This is a genomic window from Paenibacillus sp. FSL H7-0442, from assembly GCF_038593105.1.
Classification (GTDB): Bacteria; Bacillota; Bacilli; order Paenibacillales; family Paenibacillaceae; genus Paenibacillus; species Paenibacillus polymyxa_D.
The window spans coordinates 1,321,911-1,338,069 of sequence record NZ_CP151963.1 but is presented as its reverse complement, the minus strand read 5'-3'; the positions used below and the strand labels follow the sequence as shown (position 1 = coordinate 1,338,069).

Sequence of the window (16,159 nt, the reverse complement as noted above, 5' to 3'; positions counted from 1 at the left end):
CTCTCTCCTCAAATTTTTGGACCGGGAAAGAGTATTAATCAAGGAAGAAACAAAGCGTTTCCGGGAATCACCGCTTTCGCTTCATGCTGACTTTCCCACATTAGACGTGCCATCGCGTCGCCTTTTTCATCATAGTATTCTACTTTTAAATCTACCATTTTGCCTGCTTCCAAAGTCATACTGCCTTTACGCTCTGTCCAGCTTTGTTTGAACCAGCTGTCAATCACCAACTTGCCGTCTACCCATACACGGATACCATCATCGGATATCGTGGTGAACGTATAGGTCTCGCTATATTGCGGTTTGATTTTACCCGTCCAGCGAACCGAGAACTGATCGGCATTCACCTTAGGGTCAGCTGCATTGGCACGCCAGTTGTAGTCCAGCTTGCTATCTGTACGGATCAAAACAGGACTTCCATTCAAATTCATATTGTTAAAATATTCGCCACGCAACCCGTTCACATATACCACATCAGGAACAGAAGGAGGAGTCGGAGCTGGGGGAACGATCACTACTGGCGGAGCCGGGATAGGCTCACTTTGTCCCTCGTCCGGTAAGGTCGGTATATCTGTCCCAGGTGGTTGAATCGTTTCCAATCCATTCTTCACATCATCCCGCGTCAAACTCCTCGAATCATTCATATAATCCTGAATTTGATTTGTTGTGTTATTCTCAGTCAGCATCTTGCCCCAAGTCATGGAATATACCCATTTAGGTTGAGCCTGCAACACCTCAGAACTAGGCATCTCACCGTGCTCCCCAATGGCAATCGGCTTATTCCGTGCCAGCCCAAGCAGACCTTCGTAATGACTTTGCTTAAAATCATTGTTGTAAATATCTACTGCCAAGATGTCCACTCTGTCATCCCCCGGGTATTTCGGGGTGTACGGGACAGTATACGAATTGGGCGCATTCGGACTCCATACCCACAGCAGATTGTTCAATTGATGTGTGTTGGTAAAACGGTCGTACATGATATTCCATAGCTGATTGAAATTATTTTTGTTTCCCCACCAGAACCAGTCGCCATTCATCTCGTGGTAAGGTCTCCACAAAACCGGAACCCCTGCATCACGAAGCTGCTTTAACGATACAGCGACCTTATCCAGATCGGCAATGAGGAGGTTATACTGCGTAGTACCTGGGGTCACGTATTTGTTGAACTCTGTCTGACTTACTTTCGCCTGTACATTGGCCCAAGTCAGTGGCCTACCTGGTAGCGCTTCATGAAAAGTCATCGTCACAATACCACCGGATCTGTCCCAACGGATAGCACTATCGACGACATTTTTACGTTGCGCTGCTTCTGTAGCGTCAGATTGACCAGAGATAGCTCCCATCTCATAGCCGTGTACACCTACATATGCCTGACTGATTTTTTGGACCTTGTTACTTAATTCATCCGGACTTTCCAAATAATCATGCTGACCGGTGACTATTTTTTTCCCTGAGATGTTGAGTAAATAATTGTATAGTTCACGGGCCTGAATAGAAGCGTCCGAATTAACAGGTTGTAATGAAGCGGCATTCGCCACAGACAGAGAATCACCAAAACCGACGGGCAACAATGAAAAAAGTATAACAACGGGGAGTACATGACGTATCAGTCGATACAGAGGAATAAAATTGAATCTCACTTTCGCTCTTCCTTTCGGTAGCCAGGCTGCCATCCTTGTGGAAGGCCCTTTAGCTTTGCGTACCTGCCTTTCGACAGGGCTGCGTTTATCGTTGGAAGGAGTTTGGATTCCTTCTTACCCTAAGTATCGACTTTATTTTACCAAAATTTAATAGGTCATGTTCATGAATTTACAGGTTTTCGCCCAAATTCGACAGTTTGGGCCATGAATTTTCATGAATTTGTCTTTTTTTCGTTTTCACGAAAATAATTATGAGATAAATTGGTGACGGGAAATTTCATTCCAATCCATACAAAAGCGGACAATATCCTCTTCAACCAATTCAGAGCCAGTCTGCACCTCAATAAAATCCACATCGGTCACAGCCAAAATGCTATGCTTCGTCCCTTCAGGAATGCGGACTACATCACCAGCCTTTACTTTGTGTAGCTTCTCATTCAAAATAATTTCCGCTTCACCGCTAATAATGGTCCAGATTTCACTCCGTTTGAAATGAAGCTGGTAGCTGATATTTTTGCCTTTTCGTACGCGGATTCGTTTGGTCAATACCTCGTTACCCTCGTCATATTTGACATAATCCACAACCCGATACTGCCCCCAACGACGTTCTTCATACATTGGACGCTGATCATGAGCCTTGAGCACTTCTTTAATACGAGGACTTTCTGCCTTATTGGTCACAAGAATGCCATCCGGGCTAGCGGCTACAATCAGATCATTCGTTCCAATGATCGCCACAGGAATGTCCAACTCGTTAATAAGACTCGTATTGACGCAATCCTCCGTTACTACACCTCTGCCCACTTGTTGATTAGACATTTCTTCTGTGAGCGTATTCCAAGTACCTAAATCCTTCCAAAAACCATCATACGGAAGAACTACAATGTCCTTTTCCTTCTCGACTACTTCATAGTCAAAACTGATTTTTTCCAGAGATGCGTATTGCTTTTGCATTTCTTCATAATTCAGCGGCAATCCCTTGGATGCCAAGATATCCAGCAAATAACTTAATTTGAACGCAAAAACCCCGCAGTTCCATAGAGCATTGCGTTCAATCAGACGCTCCGCCTGCTCCCGGTCGGGTTTCTCTTGAAAATGGCTCACTTCGCGGTAGCCAGTGCTACCTTGGGTGGCATCGTTTTTCGGAATAATGTAACCATATTTCTCTGAAGGATAGGAAGGGACAACCCCGATTAATGCAAGCTTGCCTTCACTCTCCTGAAGCGTATGTTCCAGTTGGGCTACGGAGGCGAAGAAAGCATCCTCAACATAAGGATCTACAGGCAATATAGCTACAATTTCATCAGGTGAAACACCTGCAATGGAATATAAATAAGTCGCTGTCAGCGCAATCGCAGGAAAGGTGTCTCTGCGTTCTGGCTCAACAATGATACGCGTATTCGGCCCAACCTGACTCTGGATCATTTCGACCTGTGCTCTCCCTGTCGCAATAAACGAGGATTCTGATAATCCGTTGTCTCCCAATTGTCTCCATACCCGCTGTACCATGGATTCCGAAGTCCCCTCCGGGCTCTCCAGTACCTTCAAAAATTGTTTGGAACGGGAATCGTTGGACAAAGGCCATAATCTTTTACCGGAACCACCAGACAAAAGTACGAGCTTCATAACTCTCCACTTCCTCTCTATAATGTATGGGTGATCGGATGGGGCAGGGTTGAGTAGTCCGCTACGGGCTGGATTTGATCTTACGATCGCTGTTGGACCGGGATTCATTCGATTATATAAAATCGTATATAGGTTTGAATCCCGGTACAAAGGCGAACGCTATCGCTTCTCCAGATTCAAATCCACCCCTGCGCTACTCAAAAATGCATCATGCCGATCATATCGTTTATTGCAAAAGGCGCGACCGGACATTATTAAGTCCGGTCAGCCTGTAAAAATCTCACGCCTTCGGCAACAGCAATGGCGTCTTTGCGTCGCAGGAGCAGCATAGCGTATCCGCATGGTAGTGCTTGCTCCACAGGGGCGGCGCAGCGGCGCTTGACCGGAAGGAGCGGCCTCAACGGTGCCGCTCCTTCCGATACGCCCTTCCTACTCCCATCCCATAAGGTGGGAGTTTAAAAACTGTGACTCCACGGCGGAAAGCAGCGGAGCGGGCAGAATTGTTCTGAAGAAGCGTCAGCGTTTGCCTTTACCCCCGGATTTTAACCTTTGAATGTTTTATACAATCAAGAAAATACGGAGGTAACAGCAATCGGAAGAACAATCTGCACGCGCAGCGCCTCCCCCACCACCACAGTCACTTTTTAAACTTCCACTTTATCTCTGTTCCACCCACTCATCCGCGGACGACCCACGGAATAGTATTCCAGCCCGGAGCCTTGAATCTGTTCCTCGGCGAATACGTTACGACCGTCAATTAGAACCGGTTTGCGCAGAAGGGAGGCCAGTTGTACGAGATCGACCTTTTTGAACTCTTCCCAATCGGTCAACAGGCACACAGCGTCGCTACCTTCGGCGGCTTGCTGTGGGGATGAGCACCACACAATATTCGGGTGATCCACGTGCTCCTTGAATTTATCCATCGCAATGGGATCATACAGTTTGACAATTGCGCCTGCCTGAATGAGTGTTTCTACGATTTCCAGTGCTGGAGCTTCGCGGATGTCGTCTGTATTTGGCTTGAAGGCGAGGCCCCAAATGCCAATCGACACACCGTTCAGTTGACCCAGCGATTCACGCAGCTTGGATACAATCATAAAGCGCTGGTCGGTATTCACCTCGACCACCGATTTCAACAACTTAAATTCATAGTCTACATTACCCGCAATTTGGATAAGCGCATTTGTGTCTTTTGGAAAGCAAGAGCCACCATACCCGATCCCTGCTTGTAGGAAAGAGGAGCCGATCCGTTTGTCCATACCCATGCCATCAGCCACACAGGTTACATCGGCGCCAACCTTTTCGCAAATATTAGCGATTTCGTTAATGAACGAAATTTTAGTTGCCAGGAACGCATTTGACGCGTATTTGATCATTTCAGCACTACGGATATCCGTCACATAGATTTTATCCGTGAACACCTGATGCAGAGTGACCATTGTTTCACGCAATCCAGTATTGTCCAAACCAATAATGATGCGATCCGGATGAAGCGTATCATTGATGGCTGAGCCTTCTCTCAGAAACTCCGGCGCAGATACGATATCGAAAGACAAACTCGTGTGACGAGCCAATACGTCCTTAATCTTTTCGTTCGTTCCGACAGGTACAGTACTCTTGGTCATAATAATCTTATACCCGTTCATGGCTTTCCCAACATCAGCAGCCGCCTGTTCAATGTAGGACAAGTTCGCCTCGCCGTTAGCCAGAGAAGGCGTACCTACCGCCAAAATGACGATATCCGAGCGGCGTACCGCATCAGCCAAATCCGAAGTAAACTCCAATCGACCTGCTTCCAGATTCAGCGCGATCAATTCCTCAATACCCGGTTCATAAATCGGAGATTCTGCCCGGTTCAACATGTCGATTTTGTACTGCTCCAGATCGACACAAATCACCTCATTACCTTTTTGCGCAAAACATACACCCGAGACGAGCCCAACGTATCCAGTACCAATTACAGCCAGCTTCATTCCGTTCATCCTCCTTTTAGAAAGTTCACATAGGCTTGTTCTACATACTTTTTCAGTTGATCCTTGAAGTTATCTTCATCAAATTTGCGGGCATGGGTAATGATATCGTCCACATTCCATGCATGCTGCTCGACCTTTGCGACGGCCTCTAGCACATCCTCTACTTGATGCTTGCGGAAAAATACGCCGTTCACATGAGGAACAATCGTATCCAGCGCTCCCCCACCCTGAAAAGCGATGACAGGCCGTCCGGCCGCATTCGCCTCCAAAGGCGTAATACCGAAGTCCTCTTCGCCCGGAAAAACGAGCGCTCGGCATTCTGCCATCAGCTTGTTAACCTCTTCGTCCTCAAGCCTGCCGAGGAACTCAATGTTCGGGGCAGCCATACCTTCGAGTCGTTTACGATCTGGTCCTTCACCCACAATGCGCAGCTTGAGACCGTTACGTTTGAATGCTTCGATCGCGAGATCGATGCGCTTGTAGGACACCAATCGGGATACGATCAGGTAATAGTCACCGATGTTTGTAGCGCGTTTAAAACGGGATGTATTAATAGGTGGGAAAATGACATCCGAATCCCTTTGGTAATAGTGCAAAATTCTTCTTTTAACAACCGAAGAGTTGGCGACAAACTGGTCTACGTTGCGCGAAGTTTTGGCATCCCATGTTTTCAACCGGTTCATGTACAGCTTTAGCATGTTTTTGAGCAGGTTGGATTTGGACTGCCGGGCCATATATGTATCGTAATCCCAGGCAAACCGCATCGGTGTGTGACAATAACAAATGTGAAACGTATGTTTGGGTACCTGGATGCTTTTCATAAATGCACTGCTGGAGCTTAAAACAATATCGAAATCCCTAAAATCAAAATCACGGATAGCGATGGGATATAGCGGCAGCACTCCTTTGAAGTTGGCCTTCACTCCTGGGACTTTTTGTAGCCAAGTGGCTCTAATATCCGCATCTTTCAAGTTACGCGACAGGCGGTCGTCGCTGAACACCGTTGTGAAGATAGGAGCCTCCGGATACATATCGTGGAATACCTCTACTACCCTTTCCGCTCCGCCCATTTGGATTAAGTAATCGTGTGCTATCGCTATTTTCATCTAAATCATCCTTTAACGCGAATGTCGGTCAGACTCCTGCCAACAAACCCTTATAGTAATGAACTATATCCTTAACTGTGTTCTCGATGACAAAATGCTTCTTGACCCGTTCCATCCCTCTCTCACCCATCTGCTGACGTTCCTGTGGATGCTCCAACATCCAGCGGATGGCTTCTTCCAGCTTAGCCGGGTCACCCGGTTCAATAAGTAGCCCGGTTTCATGGGGTACCACCGTTTCCTTGGGTCCACCCTCATTGGAAGCAATCACTGGGAGACCAGCAGCCATGCCTTCAATAATGACCTGACCGAATGGTTCTGGTGTAATAGAGGTATGAATCAGTAAATCACAACGCTGCATCAGGCCTTGAATGTCATCGACGTGCCCCAGCAGATTGACATTAGCCAACCCGTATTCGCGCATCGTGGACTCTAATCGTTGCTTGTATTCCTCTTCTCCGAACAATGCATCTCCAGCCAGCCAGAATTTCACGCGCTGATCTGGTAAAAAGGAACGTGCCGCTTCCAGTAAAATATGTTGTCCCTTCCATTCCGCCAATCTGCCGACCAATACGACGTTAAACGAGTCATCACCACGTGAATGCGCAGCCGTGTCACGTGCTGTAATTGCTTTGGCAAAAGCGGAATAAACGACGAGCGTCTTTTTGTCCGGGGGTAACTCCAATGCACTCAGCGTGGACTTGGAATTGGCAATCACTCCGTTGGGCAAAAAGCGGGACATCAGCCGAATCCCTTTGGCTACAATCGGCTTCAGATACGGCGGACCGATGTGATCACGGATATGCCAGATCAAGGGCAGCTTCGCCGATTTGGCAGCTACTGTACCATACAGTGCAGACTTGAGCGAGTTCGTGTGAACGCACACGACCTTTTCCTCACGCAGCAAGGGCGCAAGTTTTCTACCGTATGCCAGCAAACGAAAAGCTGCTGCAGGCGCACCTAGATTCACGGCGTTCCGTCCCCGATTGCGAATCGAATCGTCCAATGGAACGATGCGCACATCAATATCACGCTGCCGAAGCCGATCTGCCAAATCGCCCTCCTCTGCCAAAATAACGAGCGGGTCGATATGTTCCCCGATATTCGTCAGTATGTTATACAAAGCGACTTCGCCGCCGCTCCATCTTGCCGTATGGTCAATATAAGCTACTCTCATCATTTCGCCGCCGCCTTTCTGTCAAGGACCTGTCGGAACACCTCTTCCACCTGCTCCGCTACATGTCCCCATGTATATCTGCTCAGGACATGGTCCCGGCATTCCCTTGCATTCGGTAGAAGTTCACGATGATCCAGCACACGCAGCAACCCTTCAGCAATGGCTTCACTGTCCGTTCCCTGGAACAATAGCTCGGGACGGAATCCCCTTAAAATTTCCTTGCTACCGCCCACAGGAGTGGCCAGCACTGGCAGTCCCGAAGCCATTGCCTCCACCGTGATCAGACCGAAACCTTCCAGCGCCTGTGTAGGTACGACGAACAAATTCGATGCTTGGTGGTACAGTGGAAGCTCCTCATCCGACACATAACCGAGCAGCCTTACATGGTTATGAAGATTGTATTCCGCTACCTTGGAAGCCAATTCCTCCATCAAGGGGCCCTTCCCTCCAATCAGCAGCAGATGATCAGGATGACGCTCGGTTACTCGTCGCCATGCTTCGAGTAGCTGTAGCAGTCCCATTCGATTAACAAGACGACGAACGGTTAGCACAATCGTCGCGTTTTGCGGCAAATTCAGACGCTCTCGTACTGCTCCCCGATCCTCTGCTGGGTGGAACCTTTCTACATTCGCCGCTCCGGGAATAATGTGAATTTTGCTGAGTGGAACCTTATAGTGCTCATGCAAAATATCCCGAAAAGTCTCGCTTAGCACTATAAATTTATCCGACAGACCGTAGGCCTTCATTTCAATGGATTTAGCCAACGTCGTTTTTAGAAAATGCTTGATACCCTGTCCTTCAATCTTCATTTCCTCCGTCCACGGTCCGTGAAAGGTGGTAACTACCGGGATTCCTCTTTTTTTCGCCTCCAGCGCTGGCCCGACACTATAGGGAGCAAAATGGGAATACAATATATCCATCGGTTGCTTGTCGAACAACTCTGCTGCATATTTTTGCATTAGCTCCCGGCGCTTCCAGATGGATTGCTGCTTGCTGCCAATCGTATGAATCCGAATACGGTCGGGTGCTTGCGGCTGCTCGTCACTACAGATTAGAGCATCCAACGTATTGCGCTCTAACGTAAGCTGCTCACAGATCGATTGGAAATATGTGTTGAGGCCTCCTGGCTGCAAAGACGGCCAGCTCAACCCCGTTGCCGCAATACGAAATCCGTTATTGTACGACATAGCTGGTTTCTCCTTTCTGCTCGGTATGTCCGTCATCCACGATTTCTATCTTTTTTCGCCGCTTGGTTAGCTCATAATGCTTGAAGCAGACGAGAAACTCATACATCACCCAGAAAACGGCTACGGCAAAACCCGCCAATCCCTTGCGGTATAAGCCTTGGACAAAATACTTCTGCACAAAGCGGGCAGGAGGCCGCCACAACAGTCTGGTCATCCGAAAGGATCTTCCTTTGTTAAACGCCGTCTCTGCTTCCAGATCTGTATATTTATTAAAACGGGTCATATGATCACTGATGCTGCGGAAGCCGTAGTGCCATAACACACCCTCCAGATTGACAATCTGGGAAGAGGCTACATCCGGCATTTCATGAACAAGACTATTCGTAATGCCATAAATACGACGATTGTACAAACGAACCAGATATTCGCCTTTATTCATCCATTTGCCGAGAAAATCACCAATCCGAAATACGGAATATGCTTTGGCCGGATCGTGGAGCGTTTCTTTTACTTTCAACAAATCTCCAAGCAACTCTGCATCCACTACTTCGTCCGTATCAATCAGGAATATCCAATCAAATTCCGCTTTTTCAACACCAAACATGCGCTGCTTGGCATAACCGGGCCACGGGTTAGAAAACACCCGACAGCCCAAGGATTCAGCTACCTGAATCGTATTGTCCTTGCTCCCTCCGTCAATGACGACGATATCGTCCGCAAAGGGCTTGCAGGATTTAATGGCGGCTGTGATTCGAGTGCCATCATCCTGAGCGATAATAACTACGGATATCCGGTTGTCCGCGGGAACGCTAGACATGTGGTTCATTAGCGGGTGCCTCCTTCTTTATCTAACCGTTAACTGGCTTTTTCCGGATGTAGTGTGACATCGTTGATCGGAGCCATTGAAAATCTTGTTTGGAAATAAGCAGTCTTGGAATCTTCATTTTTAGAACGAATTTAACATTACATAAAATGAAAATGAACCGTAGAATCCCCGAAGACAGCATTGCTATCCCTGCACCCGTCAATCCATATCTCGGCACGAGTATGGACAGCAATGGAATGACGAGCGCCAATCCGACACCCTGTAGAATGGTAACCAGTTTGGGCTTACCCAACGCCATAAATTGTTGTGCCAGCACCATGGTCCCTCCACTGATAGCAACCTCAAGCACAAGGAACCGGAATACCGTAAGCGCTTGTTTAAACTCTTGACCATATAACAATGTAAATACGAACGGAGCAATCAGCATCAGCATCATCGCAGCCAGAAAGGTTGCTGTTGATGTCACTCGAAATGCCCGAAATGTTATGTCCACCGCCTCTTCCTTATTCAGACCAGAGGCTTTGGGAAACAGCACGACAATGATCGAGGTAGAAAATACATTCACCATCCTGGCCAAGCTGACCGCTACTGCATATAAACCGAGATCAGCGGGTCTGAGCAGACCCGCAATCAAAATCTGATCAATATAAGTGGAAACCTGCCCCATGAGATCATTTCCGTATGAACCCATACCGTAGGTAAAGAGATTTTTAAATTGCGTCCAGCTGTTCTTTACCTTGGGTTTGTACAGCCGAATCATTCGTATCGTGACACCGATATAAATCGGCAAGCCTGGTAGTAAATAAGCCAATGCCGAGGTGTACGGATTCATATTTCCGGTTAGGATCAGAATCGCCAGACCCAGCAACGTACTTAGCGGTACCAGATACCGGAATAAATTGTACTGCTTATATTCCGAGCGAACTTGAAGCAATGCATTATTGATCTGTGAAATCGCTATGAGCGGACACATCATCATGGAACACTGCGCGAAAAGGATGACCGATGAAGAAAAAGAGCGCAGCCAATAAGGAATTAGAAATACTCCGACGAGTGTCGCCAAGCCCCCGAACATGGTAGCCAGCAACAAGGCCAAACCATACAGCTTGCCCGTTTCCTCCGGTTTCCTTTTCGCATTGTAAATCAATGCAGAAGGGACACCGAAGCTCATGCAGAAGGCGAGAAATTGAGACCAGTTCACCATCGCTGTCTGTTCCCCGCGTCCAGTAGGACCCAGGAATCGTGCCGTTAGCACACCAGTCAGCATGTTCACGACGAGAATCAGCATACTGAATATCATCGTTTTTACTGCTGCAGAGCTGTTATCCTTGCTTTTGGCAAACCGAATCACTGTGGACCATAGTGTCCGGACAGGTGCGGATAATGCTTGTAAGTTTTGCACAGCCTTTACCTTCTTTCCGCGATGACATCTTTTGCCCATAGTCCTATTCCGATCATCATCCAGATCAGATAGCCGCGCATACCCGGGAAACCATTATCCGATATGAGACTGGCTACAGCTCCAGCCCACGTAGCCAACGCCAGTCTGATATAAGGCTGACTGGAATCTCGTTCGGCAATACGGACGAGAAGGCGCTTGATGATAACGAACAGACCACCGAAGAAAAAGAATGCTCCGAAAATACCGAAGGTGAGGAAAATGGCAATATACCCATTATCCATAATCCCAAGTTCACCGAGATCGCCGCCGTTATCAAGCTTGGTTCCGATTCCTACACTCCCGATCCCCTGCCCGACTGGATTGCTAGTAATCGCCGGAAGCATCGTATGCAGTAAATCCAAACGCTCGTTGTACGAATGATCCTGTTGAATATCCGTCAACGTCTGCATACGAGCCACCAAACCCTCTGCCCCTGGAAGTTTTGGAACAATAATGTAGAGAAGAAGACCGACGACAGCTAGTTGAACCAAGGTCTTCCACTTCCCCTTGGAAGATGAACTGAGAATATAAGCCAGCAACATGACGAATGCAATTAGCCAGGCTGAACGTACCAGCGTGATTAAGAGACAAACGACCGTCAGCAGGATTCCGATCCATCCCAAAGTGCCACGCCAACGTTTTTCCATTAGCATGGGTACAAGTGCCATTGCCAGGAAAATAGCGCACGGACCGGGCGAGTTCATGGAAGAAAATACTCTGATTTGAAGTGGTTCTGGAACACCAATGGAATTCATTTCTACATGATTCATCCAAAATGCATCCCACGGAGGCACCGTCAAGTACTGGATAATGCCGTAAATTGCCACAAGAACAGCAATGTTGGCATATGAATACAGCAGTCGGTCCAGCTCCTTCGCCTTCATGGGCTTAATCGCAAGATAAGGCAACAGGATCAAAGGAACCACATAATTGGCTAAATCATAAGCAAAAACAATACCATTTTTGAATAACCCGACGACACTTCCGTAGGCCAATTCCATGCCGAAAAATACAGCAATTCGGGTTAATGGCTTTTCCGCCAGATGAATACCCCGCAGCACAGGAATAATCAACATGCTGCTTACCAGCAGCGGTGCCACACTCAACAAGGAAACCGAGTGGTAGGTTCCCTCCAACCAATCCGCAATACGGCGGATTTCCGGGCCTACTGCCCACACTACCAGCGTGTAAGGAATCAGTAGCCGGGATTGCAAGATCGCCAGCAGGAAGGCCGGAAAAACGAGCGCCAGCAATATGGCTCCCTGCTGGCTCATGGTGGGATTCATCTTGGCGCTGGCAAATCCGATGGCGAGTGGCAGCATACAAGCCAGCAACCCCATGCCGATCATGCCGATTCCACGCCGATTTCCTAGCCAAACGGAAATCTGCTGATCTGCCAACCGACTCATGTTTCTCACCCCTGACCTCCCTTCATCCGCTTCCGCTTGAACATCTCCTTAAACAGCAGAACGAGAAATTGGGAATCCTCAATCAAATATCTTTTCCACAATCGTTTAGGCTCCTGAGACAATCTCCAGAACCATTCAAATCCCGTCTTCTGCATCAGCTCCGGTGCTCTTTTCACATTTCCCGACAGGAAATCAAAGGTCGCTCCCACCCCAATCGAAATCGGAGCGCGGTAAGTCTCATAATATCTGTAAATCCATTTTTCCTGTTTAGGTGCGCCTACACCAACAAAAACGATGTCCGGGCGAGCCTCTTGCAGCAATTGGACAATGTGTCTGTTCTCCTCTTCGTTTTTCTCAAATCCATAAGAAGGAGAGTAACAGCCCACCACGTTCATGTTCGGATAAGATTCCTGGAGATTGAGCATAGCCTTCTCAGGAATACCGTCAGCTGCACCCAGAAAAAATAAACGATAGCCTCGATCCTCAAAAGCCTCCCCCAACCGAGTGAACAAATCTGACCCGGACACTTTTTGTTTGAGGGGCTTTTTCAGTAACTTGGACGCCCATATGATAGGCATCCCATCGGCCACTACAGCTCCGGCATCTGAATACACCTTGCGGAATTCATCATCCTTGCGAAGCTTGATCACATGATCGACATTACAGGTCAAAATGTAGGAATGACGCTGATGTTCAATAGAAGTATCTATAAATTCGAGTAGATCATTAAAATCGTAATTATCAAAGTTGACATCGAACATGTTCACTCTGCTCATGGTATCACTTCTCTTTGCGAAAATCGGTTTGAGTAGATGTCTGGTATAACGCGTTTAAATACCAGCAAAATGGAATAATCATCTGAACCGTCGACAACGTATTATCTGAAAACGAGTAGATCAGAAAGCCTGCAATTAAGCTTGCAAAATAAGGTTTGATAGACTTGGCAAGCGACCGGTAAATGAGAGCGAACACGATCAGCAATGAAAGCATTAATAGCCCGCAACCGATATATCCCGTGTCAAAATAAAAGCGAATATACTCATTATGCGGTACAACGAAACCATTGAATAACGTCCCGTCGTTCGCAACCGTTACCGCGCCAAGACCTCTACCTGACCAAGGGTAATCATGTACTCTGTTCAAAAAATATTCCCATGCCTCCGAGCGTCCCGACAGGTCAATGCCTGTATCGGTCTCCCGTTCGAAGGAGCGTTTTTTTAAATTGTTCCATTGCAGGGCCACCGCCCCCAGAGCAACCAAAAACGATCCGGCCAGCGGTAGCAAATAATTGACTTTCCCCTTGAGGTACTGACGGGCAATATCAAACAGATACACAGCAAACATTAATAACAATGCCAGAATCGGTCCACGTGTACCGGTGGCGATCAGAATCAAAAAGTTCAGTGCCAACACTGTGTAATAAAAAGCGGCTTGCTTGGGTTTGCGCTTGACCTCAATTAGAGAGACGGCAATTCCGAGAAAGGAGAGCATTGCCAGATGCGGCGGTATATTCGCTCCTTGTACTCTGACTGCGCCCGTAAATTCCACATCCGTAAACGAATGCAGCCCTAGAACCTGCAAACCCAGCCCAATGACCACACTAATAATTGGCAACAGACTGATCAGTCGGATATGCTTTTCTGCCACATCCTTTTTCCACTGGATCAGTAAAAAAAAGAAAGGGAGTGATAAACCGACGAACGCCTTGACGGCAATCGAGGTCGTTAACAAAGGCATCCATGCTGAAAATCCAAATGTGATCCCCAGCATGATCACCAATGCCCAGACCGGATAGCTGAACTTGAGACGTATGCCATACACGAGCATGCACGGCACCAGCAGAGCCAAAATGCCCAATTTGTACAATGACAAAATCTCAATACCGAACACGCCGCCCTGATACAGAGAATCGACTGAGACTGCTGTACTTAGCAAAACAGCATAGCTGATGCGCTCCGGATGATGGATAGAAACAGCCAGCAAGAGCAGTAAACATACCGCCGCAATACTGACCACCGGCTGATAGGTAGCCGCAATTCCTACAGCAAGAGCGCCCAGTAGAAAAATAAAAACATGCTGTATGGTGTTTATTCTAGTAGTCCAAGGATAGTTACTCATGTTCCATCTTTCACCCCGCAGCTGACTCGCTTTTCCGGTTGCGCAGTGTATCCAGCGTCCCACGGATACTTTCAAGCCTGCACCGGTTCAACAGCTTCCTGCCCTCACTACGCGCCAGCAGGGAATCCAAAGTGATGTATAACACTTTGGCTGCCGTCTTCGCCATCAGCATCGCGTTGCCGCGCAGACCTACGGCCTGAGCAGCGTTAGACATGCCCTGACAATAGTAGCGGTTCATGATCCATTCTTTTGTTAACCGTGAAGCCGGCACAAAATGTTCCACAGACATGTGTGGATGATACATAATCGTTCCACCATTTTTACGGATTTGCTCGAATACCCACGATTCTTCACCAGATAGAAGGATATCTCCCTTTCTGCCTAGATGAAGCGGGAACATAACAGCGGCAAAAGCCGTTTTACGCATCGCCATATTCGCTCCAAATGGATTCAGTCCCGACGGATATTCACGAATGGCTTTGCCCAGATCAATAATCGTGTAAGGCAGTTCAAGCGGGCCTGTCAGCCAACCCGGTCGTTCCGTCTCAAACATAGGGTCAATTTTCCCACCCATAGCCGTCAGCTCAGGATTGTTCCCGAATGCTGACATAATCGTTTGCAACCATGTAACACACGGAATTGCATCATCATCGAGAAAAGCAATGACTTCCGCTCTTGATAACGTAATACCTGCATTACGAGCTGCAGACAGTCCTTGCTCTCGCTCATAATGATATCGGAGATGGATATTCTGACCATGTGCGACAGTGAACCTTTTGATCGTCGCCGCTGTATGATCGGTGGACCGATTATCGACCACAATGATCTCAGCCAGTGCGAGGTCTTCCAGCTCCAGCAGGGACATTAACGTTTTCTCCAGCAGATCCGCCCGGTTATAGGTGCAAATAACGACGGATACTGCGGGACATCGCTTGAATGCATCCATCAATAAGCATCCTTGGAGAACAGCATTTTAACGCCTGTTTTCATGATGATTTTCAAATCGAGCCACGTATTGCGTACATGAATATACTTCAAATCCATTTGCACCATTTCTTCGAAGCCTACACTGTTACGTGCGCTCACCTGCCAGTAACCCGTACATCCTGGTGTTACAATCAGGCGTTGCTTATCATAATCGGAATATTGCTCGACCTCGCTGGGCAACGGCGGACGCGGACCGACTAAAGTCATGTCGCCGACCAACACGTTCCACAGCTGCGGAATCTCATCAATACTCGTCTTGCGCAGAAAACTACCAATTTTCGTGATCCGAGGATCGTTTTTAATTTTGAACATGGCGCCGCTCACTTCATTCAGCTCCATCAAGTCCTTTTTCAGTTCCTCAGCATTGGACACCATTGAACGGAATTTATACATATCGAATAACTTCTCATTCTTGCCCACCCGAGTTTGCTTGAAAAACACGCTTCCCTTTGGGTCTTCGAGCTTAATCAGAACGCCTACCACTACAAAAAGCGGAAGCAAGACGATCAAGCCCACGAACGACAGCAGCATATCAAGGAGGCGTTTTGTGACCAGGTAGGACGTTTTATCCTGAATTTGTGTATTTCCGTATGGCATGTAAAACGCTTTACCTGACATGACAGCCTCGCCGTCCTCCGGTAAATTTTCCATGCTCATGCTGACGTACCCCCT

The 16,159-nt window shown here is 47.7% G+C and carries 14 protein-coding genes and 1 riboswitch; all 14 genes read right to left on the bottom strand.

The window, feature by feature from the left end; genetic code table 11:
- Positions 1-38: 38 nt before the first annotated feature.
- Positions 39-1,640 (bottom strand): glycosyl hydrolase, encoded by a 1,602-nt coding sequence (locus MHH57_RS06030; RefSeq protein ID WP_029516202.1) that lies wholly within the window; start codon positions 1,638-1,640, stop codon positions 39-41.
- A gap of 13 nt (positions 1,641-1,653) precedes the next feature.
- A riboswitch (cyclic di-GMP riboswitch) is annotated at positions 1,654-1,734 on the bottom strand.
- A gap of 155 nt (positions 1,735-1,889) precedes the next feature.
- Entirely contained in the window at positions 1,890-3,266 is a 1,377-nt protein-coding gene (locus tag MHH57_RS06025) for a sugar phosphate nucleotidyltransferase (RefSeq protein ID WP_029516201.1), read from the bottom strand.
- 254 nt (positions 3,267-3,520) lie between these two features.
- Positions 3,521-3,667, bottom strand: coding sequence for a hypothetical protein (locus MHH57_RS06020; RefSeq protein WP_176715759.1), 147 nt, complete (start codon positions 3,665-3,667; stop codon positions 3,521-3,523).
- Between the two features lie 243 nt (positions 3,668-3,910).
- Entirely contained in the window at positions 3,911-5,239 is a 1,329-nt protein-coding gene (locus tag MHH57_RS06015) for a UDP-glucose/GDP-mannose dehydrogenase family protein (protein ID WP_029516200.1), read from the bottom strand.
- A 5-nt stretch (positions 5,240-5,244) separates the two neighbouring features.
- Positions 5,245-6,345 (bottom strand): glycosyltransferase, encoded by a 1,101-nt coding sequence (locus MHH57_RS06010; RefSeq protein WP_029516199.1) that lies wholly within the window; start codon positions 6,343-6,345, stop codon positions 5,245-5,247.
- 28 nt (positions 6,346-6,373) lie between these two features.
- Positions 6,374-7,522 (bottom strand): glycosyltransferase family 4 protein, encoded by a 1,149-nt coding sequence (locus tag MHH57_RS06005; protein WP_029516198.1) that lies wholly within the window; start codon positions 7,520-7,522, stop codon positions 6,374-6,376.
- Positions 7,519-8,706, bottom strand: coding sequence for a glycosyltransferase family 4 protein (locus tag MHH57_RS06000; protein ID WP_029516197.1), 1,188 nt, complete (start codon positions 8,704-8,706; stop codon positions 7,519-7,521). Before MHH57_RS06000 ends, MHH57_RS06005 begins: the two co-directional genes overlap by 4 nt.
- Entirely contained in the window at positions 8,693-9,532 is an 840-nt protein-coding gene (locus MHH57_RS05995) for a glycosyltransferase family 2 protein (protein ID WP_039269533.1), read from the bottom strand. Before MHH57_RS05995 ends, MHH57_RS06000 begins: the two co-directional genes overlap by 14 nt.
- A 22-nt stretch (positions 9,533-9,554) precedes the next feature.
- On the bottom strand, positions 9,555-10,934 hold the full coding sequence (locus MHH57_RS05990; RefSeq protein WP_029516196.1) for an oligosaccharide flippase family protein: 1,380 nt from the start codon (positions 10,932-10,934) through the stop codon (positions 9,555-9,557).
- 5 nt (positions 10,935-10,939) lie between these two features.
- On the bottom strand, positions 10,940-12,382 hold the full coding sequence (locus MHH57_RS05985; RefSeq protein WP_209949664.1) for an O-antigen ligase family protein: 1,443 nt from the start codon (positions 12,380-12,382) through the stop codon (positions 10,940-10,942).
- A 5-nt stretch (positions 12,383-12,387) separates the two neighbouring features.
- Positions 12,388-13,158: a WecB/TagA/CpsF family glycosyltransferase gene (locus MHH57_RS05980; RefSeq protein ID WP_013309155.1), complete on the bottom strand. Its 771-nt coding sequence runs from the start codon at positions 13,156-13,158 to the stop codon at positions 12,388-12,390.
- Between the two features lie 4 nt (positions 13,159-13,162).
- On the bottom strand, positions 13,163-14,500 hold the full coding sequence (locus tag MHH57_RS05975) for an O-antigen ligase family protein (protein ID WP_039269528.1): 1,338 nt from the start codon (positions 14,498-14,500) through the stop codon (positions 13,163-13,165).
- 10 nt (positions 14,501-14,510) lie between these two features.
- Positions 14,511-15,446: a glycosyltransferase gene (locus tag MHH57_RS05970; RefSeq protein ID WP_029516193.1), complete on the bottom strand. Its 936-nt coding sequence runs from the start codon at positions 15,444-15,446 to the stop codon at positions 14,511-14,513.
- Positions 15,446-16,144: a sugar transferase gene (locus MHH57_RS05965; protein ID WP_013309152.1), complete on the bottom strand. Its 699-nt coding sequence runs from the start codon at positions 16,142-16,144 to the stop codon at positions 15,446-15,448. The genes MHH57_RS05970 and MHH57_RS05965 overlap by 1 nt, the downstream gene beginning before the upstream one ends.
- Between the last annotated feature and the right edge of the window lie 15 nt (positions 16,145-16,159).